Below are 16917 nucleotides of genomic sequence, written 5' to 3' on the forward strand. Positions count from 1 at the left end.
CTCTACGCGCCTGCGCTGTAGCGCAGCGCGCCGTCCGGCTGTGCGATGCCCAAAAGCCAGTCGCCAAACACCTGCTCGGCCTGCGCGGCGACCGGCCGTGCAAGCCTCTGTGTCGTGGCGCGCAACTCGGGGATCGAGACCTTCGCCGCCGACAGTTCGGCGGCGTGGCCGACGTACCATTCCTCGAGCTGCCGCGGGTCGGCCTCGAGATGGAATTGCAGCGCCAGCGCATTGCGGCCGTGCGCAAAGGCCTGGTTCTGGTAGTTGGCGTTGGATGCGAGCCGCACCGCGCTGCCGGGCAGATCGAACGTGTCCCCATGCCAGTGCAGCACTTCAGTCTGAAGCGCACGCAGGCTGGATGACTTGCCCTCTTGCGTCAGGTCGACGGTGCCCCAGCCGATCTCCTTCACACCGCCCGGGAACACGCGGCTGCCGAGCGCGCGCGCCATCAGCTGGGCGCCGAGGCAGATGCCGAGCGTCGGCAGCCCGCGGGCGAGCCGGCGCTCCAGCAGCACGATCTCGGTGGTGAGGAACGGATAGTTGTCCGTCTCGTAGACCCCGATCGGACCGCCCAGCACGATCAGCAGGTCGGCATCCCTGATCGCGGGATCGGAGAGGTCGTCGACCGGCGCGTCGCAGAACGACACATTCCAGCCCGCGCGCTCCATGATCGGGGCCAGGAGGCCGAGATCCTCGAAAGCCACATGGCGGATGGCGATGGCGGAACGGCGTGGTCGCATCTGTGACGTCCAGTCTTTTCGTTGTATAATATGAAATATAGCGCGTGTCGGCGCGCCGAGTCCAGCAACCCGGGATCGCACGGGATCAGCTAGCGGAATGCATCTTTTCGAGAAAATCCTTCACGCCGCTGACGGCGCCGGTGTTCGAGCCGACGTAGCCGGGCAGGGCGCCGACCGCCTTGTGGAACGCGCTGCTCTTCATGATGTCGAGCACGCGCTGCATCGGCTCGGTCTCCAGGAACGCGCGCTTGCAGACGAAGAAGTAATCCTCGGTGAGCAGCCGGATGAAGTCGAGCCCGAACTGCCGCGCCGCCGCCTCGACGCCGAAGCTCGCATCCGCCATGCCGCTGGCGACATAGGCGGCGACCGCGGCATGGGTGAACTCCATCTGCTGGGCGCCGTTGATTTTGCTTTCGGGAATCTTGTGCAGCGCCAGCAACTGATCGAACAGCAGCCGCGTCCCGGAATCGTGGTCGCGGTTGACGAAGCGGGCCTTGCGCTCGACCAGATCCTTCAGCGAGGTGATCTTCAGCGGATTGCCGCGCTTGACCATCAATCCCATCTCGCGGGTGACGAAATTGATCACGCGGTCCTCGCGCGGATCGAGCCATTCCCGGCAGGCCTTGATGCCCTGCGCCCGCAACTCGCCGTGCGGCAGATGCACGCCGGAGAGATCGCAGGCGCCCTGCGCCAGCGACACCAGCGAGTTCTGGTTGGAGACGTAGCGCAGGTCGACCCCCATGCCGCTCTCGCGATCGAGGAACTCGCGCAGCTTGGACACCGCGAAGCCGTGGCTGGCATGGACGCGGATCACCGAGGGCCGCTGCTCGAGGAACGGCTTGATCTCGGTGACCAGTTCCTGCGCGAGGTTTTCCAGCTGCAGGCCGAGCCGCGCCTGCATGCGCTCGCCGGCCCACACCAGCTTCTCGCCGAACGGCGTCAGCTTCGAGCCCTTGCCGCGCTGCGTCTCGACCAGCGGCACGCCGAAGAATTCCGTCCACTGCTCGATCAGGTTCCAGACATGGCGATACGACAGATGCGCGTCGCTGGCGGCGCTGGTGATCTTCCCGGTCTTCCTGATCTCGTTGAGGATGCCGAGCATCACCACCGCGGTCTGCGGCGAGTTCTCTTTCCGAAATCGCCAGACGGTCTCGATCTCGATCTGCAGCATGCTACCCACCAATTATGAAGTTAACTTCATATACTGGTATGCCAATAGGCACAAGATATCATATTTACTGCAGCAGAAAGCCTCCTAGGTTGAGTCACAACACCAGGAGGAAATATGATGTCTGTTGCATATGACTATGGACACGAACGCCAGGTCCCGGCCGTCAGGGACGAATTGCTGCTGATCGACGGCGCCCGCGTCCGCTCAGTGTCCGGCCGCAGCTTCAAATCCCTCAATCCCGCCACCGAGCAGGTGATCGCGACCGTCGCCGAGGGCAACGAGGCGGATGTCGAGCGCGCCGTCGCCGCCGCCCGCCGCGCCTTCGAGGGGCCGTGGCGCAGCATGCGCGCCGCCGAGCGCGGCCACATCCTGCTGAAATGGGCCGAGCTGTTGAAACAGCACGCCGACGAGATCGCAGCGCTCGAAAGCCTCGATGCCGGCAAGCCGATCTCCGGCGTGCTGCGCCAGGACTTTCCGGCCGCCATCGACACGCTGACCTATTACGCCGGCTGGGCCGACAAGATCAGCGGCGACGTGGTGTCGACGCGCGATGACGCGTTGACCTACACGGTGCGCGAGCCGGTCGGCGTGGTCGCTGCGATCGTGCCGTGGAATTTCCCGCTGATGATCGGGATGTGGAAGCTGGCGCCGGCACTGGCCTGCGGCTGCACCGTGGTGATGAAGCCGGCCGAGCTGACCTCGCTCTCGGCGCTGCGGATCGGCGAGCTCGCGCTTCAGGCCGGCCTGCCGAAGGGTGTGCTCAACATCGTGACCGGCCCGGGCCGTGTCGTCGGCGACGCGCTGGTGAATCATCCCGACGTCGACAAGGTCACGTTCACCGGCTCGCCCGGCGTCGGCCGCGGCATCATGAAAGGCGCCGCCGGCAACTTCAAACGCGTCTCGCTCGAGCTCGGCGGCAAGTCCGCCAACGTGATCTTCGACGATGCCAATCTCGAAGCCGCCGCCAAGGCCGCCGCGTCCGGCATCTTCTTCAACGCGGGGCAGGTCTGCTCGGCCGGCTCGCGCGTGCTGGTGCAGGAGAAGGTCTATGACGAGGTGGTGGAACGCCTGGTCGCCCGCGCGGAAGCGTTGCGCATCGGTGATCCCGCGGATCGCGCCACCGCGCTCGGGCCGGTGATCTCCGAGAAGCAGATGCGCTCGATCCTCGACTATGTCGCGATCGGCAAGGACGAAGGCGCGCAGCTTGCCACCGGCGGCGACCGCGTCGGCGACCGCGGCTATTTCATCCGTCCCACGGTGTTCGCCAATGTCGCGCACGAGATGCGGGTCTCGCAGGAGGAGATCTTCGGTCCCGTCGTCAGCGTGATCAAGTTCAAGGACGAGGCCGACGCGCTGCGCATCGCCAACGGTACCGCCTACAGCCTCGCCGCCGGCGTCTGGAGCGCCGACATCGGCCGCGTCCAGCGTTTTGCCAGGAAGGCCCGCGCCGGCACGGTGTGGATCAACACCTATGGCTACACGGACGTGCGGCTGCCCTGGGGCGGCGAGCGCGACTCCGGCCTCGGCCGCGAGCACGGCACCGCCGCGCTCGATAATTTCACCGAGCCGAAGGCAGTGTGGATGAACCTCAACGTTTGATCGCGCGTAACGCGGACAGACAAGGCGCGGATCGACGGATCCGCGCCGTTGAGGTGGCGGGAGCGCACCACAAATTCACTGTCGTCCCTGCTTTCGCAGGGACGACGATCTGGGTGTGGAGACATTGTCACGTGTTTGCTTTATCGTTCCGCGTGGGGCCGTAACCAAACGTGCAGAACGAGGCGATCGTGCAGACAAAGGCATTCGGGAACAACGGTCCGCAGGTCTCGGCGATCGGGCAGGGCACCTGGTATCTCGATCGCGGCGACCGCAAGGCCGCGGTTGCGGCCCTGAAGCGCGGCATCGACGCCGGCATGACGCATATCGACACTGCCGAGATGTATGGCGACGCTGAGCTCGTGATCGCGGACGCCATCGCCGGCCGGCGCGACGAGGTGTTCCTGGTTTCAAAAGTGCTGCCGAGCAACGCCTCGCGGCGCGGCACCATCACCGCCTGCGAGCGCTCGCTGAAGCGGCTGAAGACCGATCGCCTCGACTGCTATCTGCTGCACTGGCGCGGCACCTATCCCCTGGAGGACACCGTCGCGGCATTCGATGAATTGATCGCAGCCGGCAAGATCCGCTCCTGGGGCGTCAGCAATTTCGACGTCGAGGATCTCGACGAACTGCTCGACGTCGCGGGCGAGGACAAGATCGCCTGCAATCAGGTGCTCTATCATCTGCAGGAGCGCGCGATCGAACACGCCGTGATTCCGTGGTGCGCGCAGCATGGCGTCGCCGTCGTCGCTTATTCGCCATTCGGCCACAATGATTTTCCCTCGGCCTCGAGCAAGGCCGGCGCGGTGCTGCAATCGATCGCGCAGGCGCACAAGGCGACGCCGCGCCAGGTGGCGCTGAGCTTCCTCACCCGCGCGCCGTCGGTGCTGACGATTCCCAAGGCATCAAGTGCGGAACATGCAGCTGAGAACGCCGCGGCAGGCGACCTCAAGCTCAGCGCCGGCGAGATCGACGCGCTCGACCAGGCATTCGCGCGCGGGCCAAAACCGCGCTCGTTGCCGATGCTCTGAATGTGACGTCACACGGTCGAAACGTCTTTCCGATCCGCCTCACACAATTCCTAACAAACTGTTGCAGCTAACGCCGCGCACGCGCTGCGGCAGGCCGCCGCGCGCGCTGACGCATATCGGAGTCCCGTTTTCGGGCATTGTCCTTGCAGCGGAATTGGAGTTCTCTGGCATCAGCACAAATCGCTTTATTTGCCCATCGAGATTGCCGTGACTCCGCCCCCCGCCGCAGCCGCCAGGCTGGACAGCGCTCCACTTGCATTGCCCGAGAAGACTTCCACCGCGCTCAAGGACGTCGCGCTCAAGGACGCCGCGCACAAGGATGTCGCAAACAAAGACGTCGCGACCAAGAACGTTGCACGCAAGACCGCGGCACGCGCCGATCGTCCGTTCAAGGGCATTGCGCTGATCCTGCTGTCGACCGTGTTCCTCGGCACCTCGGACGTCACCGCAAAATATCTCTCATCGACGCTGCCCTCGATCGAGATCACCTGGATCCGCTTCGTGGTGTTCGCGCTGATCATGTCGCCGGCGATGCTGCCGGGCTCGCCGCTGTTTGCGCTGCAGAGCAACCGTATCGGGCTGCATGTGCTGCGTGGCTCCGCGCTGCTCGGCTCATCGCTGCTGTTCATCACGGGCCTGAGCTTCCTGCCGATCGCGGAGGCCTCCGCCACCAGCTTCGTCTCGCCGCTGTTCGTCACCGCGCTGTCGATCGCCTTTCTCGGTGAGAAGGTCGGCCTGCGCAGGTGGATCGCGACCGCGGTCGGTCTCTTCGGCGTCTTCATCATCCTGCGGCCGGGCACCGCCGCGTTTCATCCCGCGGCGTTCTTCCCGATCGTGTCGGCGTTCGCCTGGGCCGGCACGCTGATCCTGACCCGCAAGATGAGCGGCAGCGAACGGCCGATGACCGTGATGGCGTATTCGTCGATCGTGGGTGTCCTCATCGTCTCGGCGCTGGTGCCGTTCGTCTGGGTCGCGCCGACCTGGCACGACGTGATGTTCGGCATCCTGATCGGCGTCGCGTCTACCGCGGGCCAGTGGATTGTGGTGCTGGCGTTCCGCTACGGCGATGCTTCGGTGCTGGCGCCGTTCTCCTACACCCAACTGGTCTGGGTCAGCTTCCTCGGCTTCCTGGTGTTCGGCGAACTGCCCGACGGATGGACCATCGTTGGCGCCGCCTTCATCGTCGCCTCGGGCCTCTACACTGCCCACCGCGAGCGCGTCAGGCGCTCGCAGTTGCTGACCATGGCCGGCGAGTCGTCTCCTAACGCCTGACCTGGTTACCGGGGGATCGTGCACTGGTTGAGAGCGCGGCCGTTCCGAACGTTGCGCGAGTGCAACAGCACGCCCTAAAGTTCCGCTTTCGGGGTTGGCTCGACAGGATTTCCGGAACAAACGCCAAAACAACGAGATGCCGCATGTTATCCTGACCCGGCGCTGCGCAAGGCGGCGCAGTAATGGGGTTTGGGGCGGGTGCGTTCTCATTTCAGACGGCTTGGCGATGCACGGCCGGCGGTATCGATTGTTGCTGCGTCGTTCGCGTTGGCCGTAAGCGTTGTCACACCCGCATCTGCGCAGGACGCCACATGGGTCGGCGGCTCGCCGAGCCCGGCGAACAGCGACTATCTGTCGGGGGCGAACTGGACCCCTAGCATCGTGCCGACCGGCACGGCCACGTTCGGCGCTTCGCCGAACAGCAATATTTCGATCAACAGCTTCACGAGCGTCGGCGGTTGGACCCTCAATCCGGGCGCTTCGAACTACGGTTTCACGATCGGCGCCTTTGGCGGATTGACGTTCACCGGCACGGGCATCACCGTGAACGGTGGCAGTGCCAGCATCACCAATAATTTGAGCCTCGAGTTCCACAACTCGAGCACCGCCGGCGCCGCGAGCATCACGAACAACTTCTCGCTTCTGTTCTACGACCACAGCAGTGCGGGGAGCGCCAGCATCATCAACTCGGGCTCCGTCGAGTTCTTCAACCAGAGCTCGCCTGCCGGCGCCGCCATCACGAACGTGGGTGCGCTCGCCAACGTGCATTTCGAGTTCAGTTCGGGGACCGCCAACGACCACACGCTGACGGTTGGCTCGATCGCCGGAAGCGGCACCTTCAGCCTCGGCCAGAACAGGCTGATCGTCGGTAGCAACAATGCCTCGACCACCGTCGACGGTGTCATCATCGATGGTTTGATCCCGAGCGGCGGCTCGCTGGAAAAGGTCGGCACCGGAACCATGACCTTGGCGGGCGCCAATTCCTACACCGGCGGAACGGTGATCTCGGCCGGAACGATACAGGCGACCAACGCGGATTCGATGGGCAGCGGCACCATCACGCTCAACGGCGGCACCTTCCAGATGGCGCCGACCGTCTCCAGCGTTGCCTTCTCCAACAATGTCGCGGTCAACGCTGTCGGCGGGACCGTCGATGCGAACGGCGCACAGGTCAATCTGCAGGGCGTGATCGCGGACGGTGCCGGTGCAGGGATGCTGCGCCTGATCGATTCCAGCGCGTCGGGATTCTCAAGCATCCAGCTGTCCGGCAACAACACCTACACCGGCGGTACGACGGTGGTCGATACCACCGTCATCGTCACCAACAACCGCTCGGTCGGCACTGGCACGGTCACGCTGGACAATTCGTCGTTCCAGGCCGAGGGCGTCGGCAACCTGAGCTTCGCCAACAATTTCAAGATCAACAGCTCGGCGATCGGCAGCGCGATCGACGCCAACGGCGTGCAGCTCACCATCGCCGGCAACATCGGCGACGGCAACGGTGCCGGCAAGCTGACGGTGCTGGACAATTCGGGCGGCCTCGGCCGCGTGGTGCTGACCGGCAGCAGCACCTATACCGGGGGAACCACGATCTGCGATTGCGCGACATTGCAGCTCGGCGACGCCACGCATACCGCCTCGATCCTCGGCGAGATCGCGGTCGACGGCAAGCTCGACATCGTCAACGCGAATACCAGCGGCATCACCAAGATCGTCAATGACGGCTTCAACGGCATTGCCACCACGACGTTCTATAACTCGACGACGGCCGGGACCGCGACACTCGACACCAAGAATTTTGGCATCACGGAATTCCGCGACAGCAGCACGGCGGGCAACGCCACCGTGCTCACGTCGGACAATGCTCTGACGATTTTCCGTGACACCAGCTCCGCCGGCAATGCCGTGTTCACAACCACCAATGGCGGAACCGTCGTGTTCGGCGACGCGTTCGGGCCTCCCGGCGGCAGCGATACCAGCACCGCCGCAAAGGCCGTGATCGACAATTCCAATGGCGGCTCCGCGGTGTTCCTTGGTCACACCAATGCGGGCGAAGCCAGGATCACCAATCGCGATTTCGGCGCGACGCAGTTCCTCGAATTCTCGTCGGCCGCCTCGGCAAACATCGTCAACACTGCCGGCGGTACCACCTTCTTCTTCATGAACAGCACCGCGGCGAACGCAACGATCGACAACAGCGGCATCCTTTATTTCGGCTCGGGCGGCTTCAGCGCGACCGAGGCGCCCACCGCGGGAAATGCGACGATCGTCAACCGTTCCGGCAGCTTGCTGGGCTTTGGCGCCTTTGCCACCGCCGGCAACGCCACCATCACCACCGAGAGCGGCGGCCTCGTCAGTTTTTCGGACAATGCGACCGGCGGCAACGCGCAGTTCATCACCAGCGGGACCGGCGTCGTCGATTTCGGCGGCAGCCTCGGGCTGAACGGCGATGGCCGCATCACTGCGGGTTCGATCGCGGGCTCTGGCACCTATTACATCGGCGGCGGCAACACGCTGGCCGTCGGCAGCAACAATCTCTCGACCACGGTCAGCGGCCTGATCGCGGATTTCGATCCGTGCGGCTGCGGCGGGCCGGTGGGCGGATCGGGCACGCTCCAGAAGGTCGGCTCCGGTACGCTGACGCTGTCGGGCGCCAACACCTATACCGGCGGGACCATCATTACCGCGGGCACCATCCAGGTGACCAACGCCGGTGCGGTCGGCACCGGCGCCGTCACGCTCGACGGCGGCACATTCAAGGCCGGTGGCGCCAGCAATCTGACCATCACCAACGACTTCAAGATCAACACCACGGGTGGCGGCATCGATAATGGCGGCATCGTGCTGACGATCGCGGGGGGCATCTCGAACGGCAACGGCGGCAATGGCGTGTTGCAACTGATCGACGCGAGCGGCGGTCGCGGCACCACCGTGTTGGCGGGTATCAACACCTATACCGGCGGCACGCTGGTCCGTGGAACGACGGTGCAGGCCGACAACGCCGGCGCGATCAGTACAGGTGCCGTGACGCTCGAGAATGCGGTGTTCAAGTCCGGCAGCACGATCGACGTATTCTTCGCCAACAACTTTGCGATCAACGGCTCGGCCAACGGCAGTGCGATCGACGCCAACGGCGTCAAGCTGACCATCGCCGGCAACATTTCCGACGGCAGCGGCGCCGGCAAGCTGACCGTGCGGGACAGCTCAGCCGGCGGTACGGGCGCCGTGGCGCTGCTCGGCAGCAACAGCTACAGCGGTGGCACCGCCATCAGCACCGGCGCTAGCCTCGTGCTCGGCGATGCGACCCATACCGCGGCGATCATCGGAGAGGTGGTCAACCAGGGGCGTTTCACGATCGCAAACGCCAACACATCCGGCATCACCACGCTGACCAATGACGGCGGCCGCACCACATTCCTCGGCACCTCGACCGCCGGCACGATGACCATCATCACCACCGCCGGCGGCGCGACGTCGTTCCAGGACAATTCGACCGGCGGCGCCGCGCAGTTCATCACCAGCGGCAGCGGCTTTGTCGATTTCGGCGGCAGCCGCGGACTGAGCGGCGACGGCCGCATCAGCGCCGGCTCGATCGCGGGCTCGGGCAGCTACTACATTGGCGCCGGCAACACGCTCGCCGTCGGCGGCAACAACCTCTCGACCTCGGTCAGCGGCGTGATCGCCGACGTCAACCCGTGCTGCGGCCCGGGCCGCGCCGGCGCGCTGGAGAAGATCGGCAGCGGCACGCTGATCCTGGCAGGCACCAACACCTATTCGGGCGGGACCATCATTTCCGCGGGCACCGTGCAGGTGACCAATGGCAATTCGGTCGGCAGCGGCGCGGTGACCCTGAATGGCGGCACCTTCAAGACCGATGGCGCCAGCAACCTGACCTTCGCCAACGCGTTCAAGATCAACACTGCGGGCGGCGTCATCGACAACAACGGCACCGTGCTGAATTTGTCCGGCGTCATCTCCAACGGCAACGGCAGCACCGGCAGTCTGCAGCTAGCCAATACCGGAAGCGCGGTCGGCACCACCGTGCTGTCGGCCGCCAACACCTACACCGGCGCCACCACGGTCAATGGCGGCATCCTGCGGGTCGACGGCTCGATCGCGTCGTCGAGCCTGACGACGGTGAATTCCGGCGGCCTGCTGACCGGCACCGGCACGGTCGGCAACACCACCATCGCCAGCGGCGGCATCCTGCTGCCCGGCATCATGCCGGCTACGCCGGGCAGTTCGCTCACGGTATCGGGCAATCTCGCGTTCCAGTCGGGCGCGCTCTATCTGGTCGCGATCAATTCGACGGCGTCGAGCCTTGCCAAGGTCAGCGGCAGCGCCGCGCTCGGTGGATCGGTCGGCATCGCCATCGCCGCCGGCAGCACGGTCACCAAGCAATACACCATCCTGTCGGCGGCCGGCGGCCGCAACGGCACCTTCAGCGGCGTCGATATGACCGGTGCGCCGTCGGGCCTGGTCGCGACGCTCGGCTATGACGCGAACAATGCCTATTTGAACTTCGCGCTCGACTACGGCCGGATGAACCTCAACATCAATCAGCAGAACGTCGCGACCACGCTGCAGAACTTCTTCAACGCCAACGGCGGCATCAATGCGACCTATACCGGGCTGTCGCCGAACGGCCTGACCCAAGCCTCGGGCGAGGGCGCAACCGGCGCGCAGCAGGCGACCTTCAACGCGATGGGCCAGTTCCTCGGGCTGCTGACCGATCCGTTCGTCGCCGGCCGCGACGGCGGCATTGGCGGTGGCGCTGGGGCAACTCCGTTCGCCGAGGAGAGCGCTGCGCTCGCCTATGCCGCGCGCAACACCGATGCGCGCGACGCCTTCGCCAGCATCGCCCGCAAGGCCCCGCCGCTCGCGCCCGATTTCGACCAGCGCTGGAGCGTGTGGGCGGCCGGCTATGGCGGCTCGCAGAACACCAGCGGCAATGCGGTGCTCGGCTCCAACAACACCACGAGCAGCGTCTACGGCACGGCCGTCGGCGTCGACTACCGCCTGTCGCCGAACACGCTGGCCGGCTTCGCGCTCGCCGGCGGCGGCACCAGCTTCAGCGTCAACGGTCTCGGCTGGGGCCGCTCCGACCTGTTCCAGGCCGGCGCGTTCCTGCGCCACAATATCGGGCCGGCCTATCTGAGCGGCGCGCTGGCCTATGGCTGGCAGGACGTCACGACCGATCGCATCGTCACCGCCGCGGGCGTCGACCACCTGCGCGCCGAGTTCAATGCCAACGCCTGGTCGGGCCGCCTCGAGGGCGGCTATCGCTACGCGACGCCGTTGATGGGCCTGACGCCGTACTGGGCGGCGCAGTTCACGACCTTCAGCCTGCCGAACTATGTCGAGACTGTGGTTTCCGGCGGCGGTGCCTTTGCGCTGAACTATACCGCCAAAAGCGTCACCGACACCCGCAGCGAGCTCGGCCTGCGCAGCGACAAGTCGTTCGCGGTCGAGGGCGGCATCGTGACGCTGCGCGGGCGCGTTGCATGGGCGCACGACTTCAACCCGGATCGCGGCGTCGCGGCCGTGTTCCAGGCGCTGCCCGGGGCGGCGTTCGTCGTCAACGGCGCGGCGCTGGCGCGCGATTCCGCGCTGACCACGGCCTCCGCCGAGGTCAGATGGCGTAATGGCTGGTCGGCGTCAGCGACGTTCGAAGGCGAATTTTCCGACGTGACGCAATCCTACGCCGGCAAGGGTGTTATGCGCTATTCATGGTGATCCTCCGTGCTATCACTGGAAAAAACCAGTGGGAGGACCTATGCGCGCAGCGATCTTCAGGAACGGCGAGATTGTCGTCGACACCATGCCCGAGCCGAAGCCGGGCGCCGGCCAGGTGCTGGTCAAATCGCTCGCCTGCGGTATCTGCGGCTCTGACCTGCACGCGCGCAAGCATGCTCACCGCATGGTGGAGCTGAGCAAGTTCCTGCCCGGCCGCCAGCCGATGGACCTCTCGCGCGACGTCGTGTTCGGCCATGAGTTCTGCTGCGAGATCCTCGACTACGGTGCCGACACCACGCGCAAGCTGAAGCCGGGCACCAGGGTCTGCTCGCTGCCGGCGCTGCTGACGCCGGAAGGGCCGCGGGGCATCGGCTATTCCAACGACAATCCCGGCGCCTATGCCGAGCAGATGCTGCTCTCCGAGCCGCTGCTGCTCGAAGTGCCGAACGGCCTCGGCGCCGAGCACGCTGCGCTCACCGAGCCGCTCGCGGTCGGCGTGCATGCGGTGGCCAAGGCCGATATCAGGGGCGGCGAGGTGCCGCTGGTGATCGGCTGCGGCCCGGTCGGCCTCGCAGTGATCGCGGCGCTGAAGATCAAGGGCCTCGGTCCGATCATCGCCGCGGACTACTCGCCGGCGCGGCGGCAACTCGCCGAGAAGATGGGCGCCGATGTCGTGATCGATCCGGCGAAGACCCAGCCCTATGCGAGCTGGGCCGAGCACGCCCAGATGACGGAGGCGGAGAAGGCCGCGCGGCCGCCGATGCAGGCGCTGCTGCCGCCGCTGAAGCCCGCGCTGATCTTCGAATGCGTCGGCGTGCCCGGCGTGCTGCAACAGGTGTTCGAGGGCGCGCCGCGTGATGCCCGCGTCGTCGTGGTCGGCGTCTGCATGGAGACCGACCGCTCCGAGCCGATGCTCGGCATCCTGAAGGAGCTCAACGTCCAGTACGTGCTCGGCTACACCCCGGAGGAGTTTGCCTATTCGCTGCGCCTGATCGCGGAAGGCCAGGTCGATGCCGCCTCGCTGGTGACCGGCCGCGTCGGCATCGACGGTGTCGCGCAGGCCTTTGCCGATCTCGCCAATCCCGAGGCACATACCAAGATCCTGGTCGAGCCGTGGCGGTAGTTCTTATTTCGTAGGGTGGGCAAAGGAGCGTCGCGACGTGCCCACCATCACGAGCACGCCGAGAATGGTGGGCACGCTAACGCTTTGCCCACCCTACGGACTGCCGCGGTAAAGCCATCGCGTGGCGGTTGGTGCGTGCAGGATTTCGGAATAATGAAAAAATACCCCTGAGTTGCCCGACGTGTCAAGCCGCCTCTCCGAGTGCTGGCCGCGCCTGCTACTTTGCATGGGGTTGTTCTTCGAGATTTTGGGGCGCGTACCGTGACGGCCCGCAATTGCATTTCGCGACACCGCTCCTATAGTTCCTCTTCCTCTGAATACCACTGACACCTCATGCGAGTTTCGATCATCACGGGAGGCGGCTCCGGCATCGGCGCTGCGGTTGCACGCCGGCTAGCCACCTCAGATCAGTGCCTGATGCTGCATGGACAGGGCGCGGAGGCCGCCGGGCGCGCGCGGCTCGATGCGGTGGCGGAAGAATGCCGCAGCAAGGGCGCCAAGGTCGAACTCCGCACCGGCGATCTCGCCAAAGCCGGCGCCGGCACCGAGCTCGTCAACGCAACGCGCGCTGCGTTCGGGCCGATCGACAGCATCGTACACGCTGCCGGCTTTGCCGACCGCCGCGAGTTCGCCACACTGCCGCGCGAGGCGCTGGAGCGGGCGTTCGCGGTGATGGCGGCGGCGTTCCACGAGATCGCGGCTGCGGCGCTGCCCGACCTCACACGCGGCGCGCAGGGACGCGTGGTCGCGGTCTCCAGCTTCGGGCCGCACCGCTTCGTGCCGGGTGCGACCTATCCGGGATCGGCCGCCGCCAAGGCCGCGCTCGAAGTGCTGGTGAAGTCGCTCGCGATCGAGCTCGCGGCATCGGGCGCCACCGCCAATGCGGTGATGCCCGGCTACACGCGCAAGGATCCCGGCCTGTTCGGCGCGCTCGATACTACGACCTGGGAGCGCGTCGCGAAGATCAACCCGATGCAGCGCCTCGCCGAGCCCGACGAGGTCGCCGCCGTCGTCGCCTTCCTGCTGTCGCCGGAGGCGGGCCACGTCACCGGCGCTACGCTGCCGGTCGATGGCGGCCTGACCTTGATGTGACCGGCATGAGCGAGGCTGCAGCGGGACAACAGGCAGATGTCGTCGTGCTCGGCGCCGGTATGGTCGGCGTGTCGGCTGCGCTTTCGGCGTGGCAGCGCGGCCTCTCCGTGATCGTCGTCGACCGCCGTCCGCCCGGCAGCGAGACCTCCTACGGCAATGCGGGCATCCTCTCGTCCGGATCGATCCTGCCGCTGAACACGCCTTCGCTCTGGAAGAACCTGCCGAAATATCTCAGCAACACCCATCCGGCGCTGCGCTGGAACATTCCCTGGGCCGTCGCCAACGCCGGCTGGGTGATCCGCTTCCTAGCCAGCGCCGCGCCGTCGCAGACCAGGCCGCGCGCCACAGCGCTCCATGGCCTGATCGGCACCTCGCTGCAGCTGCATCGCGACTGGATCGTCAAGGCCGGCGCCGCGCACCGCATCCGCGAGACCGGCTGGCTGAAGGCGTGGCGCGGCGATGGCCTTGCGGCGGCCAAGGCCGAGCAGGCGGCACTCGCCGAATTCGGCATCGCCAGCGAGGTGCTCGACCGTCAGGGTATCTCGGCGCTGGAGCCGAACATCATCCCTGCCTACAGCGTCGGCCTGCTGCATACGCAGACGGCATCGGTGGATTCACCGGGCGCGGTGGTCAAGGCCTATGCGCAGATGCTCGCGGACGGCGGCGGCATCGTGCGGCAATCCGAGATCAGGCGGATCGAGCCGCAAGGCGAGGGTTGGCGCGCGCTGCTCGCCGACGGCAGCATCGCCGCGCGCCATGTCGTGGTCGCGCTCGGGCCGTGGTCGGCCGAACTGTTGCAGCCGCTCGGCTATCGCGTGCCGCTGGCGTTCGAGCGCGGCTATCACCAGCATTTCGTGCCGAACCCGGTGCGCAAATTGCTGCGGCCGATCCATGATTCCGATGGCGGTTTCCTGATGACGCCGATGGAGCAAGGCATTCGCGTCACCAGCGGCGTCGAGCTCACCGCGCGCGATGCGCCGTCGAATTTTGCGCAACTCGAGGCCGTGGTGCCGATGGCGCGCAGCGTCGCCGAGTTCGGCGATGCCGTCGGCGAGCGCTGGCGCGGCGCGCGGCCGACCTTGCCGGACAGCCTGCCGATGATCGGCGCGGCGCCACGTCATCGCGGGCTCTGGCTCGCCTTCGGCAACCAGCATATCGGCTTCACCACCGGCCCCGGAACCGGCGCTGCGATCGCGGCGATGATCGCGGGCGATGCGCCGCCGTTCGATGTCAGTGCGTTTGCACCGCGCCGGTATATCGCGTGACACGCGCGGGCTCGCCTGCAATGCTCGAACGTCGGGTTGGCCGGGGCACGTTCGATAACCGAGGGGCAGGATGAACTACGTCTGGGATTTCGCGATCCTCGCCAAGTACAGCCATCTGTTCTGGCTCGGGCTCGGCTGGACCATCGCCTACACGATCGGCACCATCATCCTCGGCACGCTGATCGGTCTGATCGTCGGTATGCTGCGCTTGCGGCGCATTCCGGTGATCGACTGGCTCCTGATCGCCTATATCGAGACCTTCCGCTGCACGCCGCTCTTGGTGCAGATCATCTGGTTCTACTACGCGTTCCCGGTCGTGATCGGCGTCAACATCCCGGCGCATGTCGCCGCGGTCAGCGTGCTCTCGCTCTATGGCGGCGCGTTCTATGCGGAGATCGTGCGCGGCTCGATCGAGAGCGTGCCGGTCGGGCAGTGGGATGCGGCGAAGGCGCTCGGCTTTCGCGGCTGGCGGCTGATGCGGCTCGTGATCCTGCCGCAGGCGCTGAAGCCGATGATGGCGCCCTACGTCAACCAGTCGGTGACGCAGCTCAAGAACACCTCGCTGGTGTCGATCATCGCGGTGCCGGACCTCGTCTACAACGCGACACTGATCAACGCCGACACATATCGCCCGCTCGAGGTCTACACCATCGTCGCGCTGATCTATTTCGCGATCCTGTTCCCGTCGACGCTGGTGGCGCGGCGGCTGGAGCGCGGGCTGACCTACGACAAGGTGTGATGTTCTCCCTCTCCCCGTTCTTCACGGGGAGAGGGCTGGGGTGAGGGGCTTCCATCCGGCGAGCAGTTCGTTGCTTGTTGAGCAGTGTGCACCGCCCCTCACCCGGATTGCATCTAACGATGCAATCCGACCTCTCCCCGCAAAGAGCGGGAAGAGGTGAAGGAACTAGATATTCAGCTCCACGGGCACATCCTCCGGCTTGACGCCGGCGAGGCTGAGGCCCTTGACGAACCATTCGCGCATCTGGCCGATGCCGCGGTTGTAGTCGATCCACACCGAGAGGAAATCGCGCCAGCGCTTGTCCTGCTCGCGGCGCACCGCCGTGCCGCTGGCGATCGTCACCGAGGGCGAGGCGAGGATCTTGTAGGTGCCGAGATTCGGGTTCTTGGCGATAGCGGTCAGACCCAGCACCAGCGCGTTGACCACGCAATCGACCCGGCCGGACGACATTTCCAGCATCACCTCGTCGCGCGACTTCAGCGATTTGATCGTGGCGTTGGGTGCAAAGCGCCGCGCCACCGCCTCGTTGGCGGAGCCGACGTCGACCGCGATCTTGACCTCGGGCTTGTTGATGTCGGCCCAGGTCTTGGCCTCCAGCCCCTTCTTCAGCATCGCGCCGAACGGATGCGGGAACACGAGGCTGGTGAAATCGACCACCAGCGCTCGCTGCGGGGTCGGGTTCAGCGCGAAGCCGAGATCGATCTTGTTGGCCTGCAGGTCGAGGATCGAATTGCCGTAGGTGGATTCGACATACTCCAGCTTGACGTCGAGCAGCTTGGCGAGGTCGTTGGCCATCTCGATCGAGAAGCCCGACCAGGTGCCGGAGGCGAGATCCTTGTTGAAATAGGGCAGTTCGCCCGGCAGCACGGCGATCCGCAGCACCTTGTTGGCCCTGATACGGTCCAGCGTGTTGTCGGCCTGCGCCTGCGCCGAGGCCGGCGTCGTCAGCGCGGCCGCCAGCGCGGCGCCGCTGCCGATCCCGAGCGCATAACGCAGCGCGTCGCGGCGGTCTTCGGAGATTTTTGTGTCGTCGGATTGAGTCACGAGAGGCCTCCCTGCACCAGATCGGGCAAGCCTAGCGTCGGTGCGTGGGGGCGGCAATACCGCTAGCCTGCGCCATTGGTAGGCGAGGTGATGCCTCTCGCGTCACCT

General features: G+C 65.9%; 11 protein-coding genes. 8 read left to right on the forward strand and 3 right to left on the reverse strand.

The features are described from left to right. Positions 1-2: 2 nt before the first annotated feature. Positions 3-740 (reverse strand): glutamine amidotransferase, encoded by a 738-nt coding sequence (locus JQ633_RS16960; RefSeq protein WP_211986193.1) that lies wholly within the window; start codon positions 738-740, stop codon positions 3-5. 85 nt (positions 741-825) lie between these two features. Next, positions 826-1911: a substrate-binding domain-containing protein gene (locus JQ633_RS16965; protein WP_211986194.1), complete on the reverse strand. Its 1086-nt coding sequence runs from the start codon at positions 1909-1911 to the stop codon at positions 826-828. A gap of 117 nt (positions 1912-2028) precedes the next feature. Here JQ633_RS16965 and JQ633_RS16970 point away from each other — a divergent pair, with 117 nt between their 5' ends. The 8 genes from JQ633_RS16970 to JQ633_RS17005 all read left to right on the forward strand — a co-directional run bounded on the left by JQ633_RS16970 (position 2029) and on the right by JQ633_RS17005 (position 15765). Next, positions 2029-3510, forward strand: a complete 1482-nt coding sequence (locus tag JQ633_RS16970; RefSeq protein WP_211986447.1) for an aldehyde dehydrogenase family protein — start codon at positions 2029-2031, stop codon at positions 3508-3510. Between the two features lie 188 nt (positions 3511-3698). After that, the gene (locus JQ633_RS16975) at positions 3699-4538 is read left to right on the forward strand and encodes an aldo/keto reductase (protein ID WP_211986195.1); all 840 of its coding nucleotides are present in this window, start codon (positions 3699-3701) and stop codon (positions 4536-4538) included. Positions 4539-4934: 396 nt separating this feature from the next. Next, positions 4935-5810 carry a DMT family transporter gene (locus JQ633_RS16980; RefSeq protein WP_433995662.1) on the forward strand — a complete coding sequence of 292 codons (876 nt, stop codon included), beginning with the start codon at positions 4935-4937 and terminating at the stop codon, positions 5808-5810. Between the two features lie 267 nt (positions 5811-6077). Further along, entirely contained in the window at positions 6078-11546 is a 5469-nt protein-coding gene (locus tag JQ633_RS16985) for an autotransporter domain-containing protein (RefSeq protein WP_211986197.1), read from the forward strand. Between the two features lie 40 nt (positions 11547-11586). Then, positions 11587-12669 carry a zinc-binding dehydrogenase gene (locus JQ633_RS16990; protein WP_211986198.1) on the forward strand — a complete coding sequence of 361 codons (1083 nt, stop codon included), beginning with the start codon at positions 11587-11589 and terminating at the stop codon, positions 12667-12669. Between the two features lie 333 nt (positions 12670-13002). Then, the gene (locus tag JQ633_RS16995; RefSeq protein WP_211986199.1) at positions 13003-13761 is read left to right on the forward strand and encodes an SDR family NAD(P)-dependent oxidoreductase; all 759 of its coding nucleotides are present in this window, start codon (positions 13003-13005) and stop codon (positions 13759-13761) included. 5 nt (positions 13762-13766) lie between these two features. Beyond that, a complete protein-coding gene (locus JQ633_RS17000; protein ID WP_211986200.1) occupies positions 13767-15026 on the forward strand; it encodes an NAD(P)/FAD-dependent oxidoreductase in 1260 nt (419 codons plus the stop codon). 70 nt (positions 15027-15096) lie between these two features. Continuing rightward, entirely contained in the window at positions 15097-15765 is a 669-nt protein-coding gene (locus JQ633_RS17005) for an amino acid ABC transporter permease (protein ID WP_211986201.1), read from the forward strand. A gap of 165 nt (positions 15766-15930) precedes the next feature. Here JQ633_RS17005 and JQ633_RS17010 read toward each other — a convergent pair whose 3' ends face one another. Then, the gene (locus tag JQ633_RS17010; protein ID WP_211986202.1) at positions 15931-16809 is read right to left on the reverse strand and encodes a transporter substrate-binding domain-containing protein; all 879 of its coding nucleotides are present in this window, start codon (positions 16807-16809) and stop codon (positions 15931-15933) included. Between the last annotated feature and the right edge of the window lie 108 nt (positions 16810-16917).

Source organism: Bradyrhizobium tropiciagri (genome assembly GCF_018130505.1).
Lineage (GTDB): Bacteria > Pseudomonadota > Alphaproteobacteria > Rhizobiales > Xanthobacteraceae > Bradyrhizobium > Bradyrhizobium tropiciagri_B.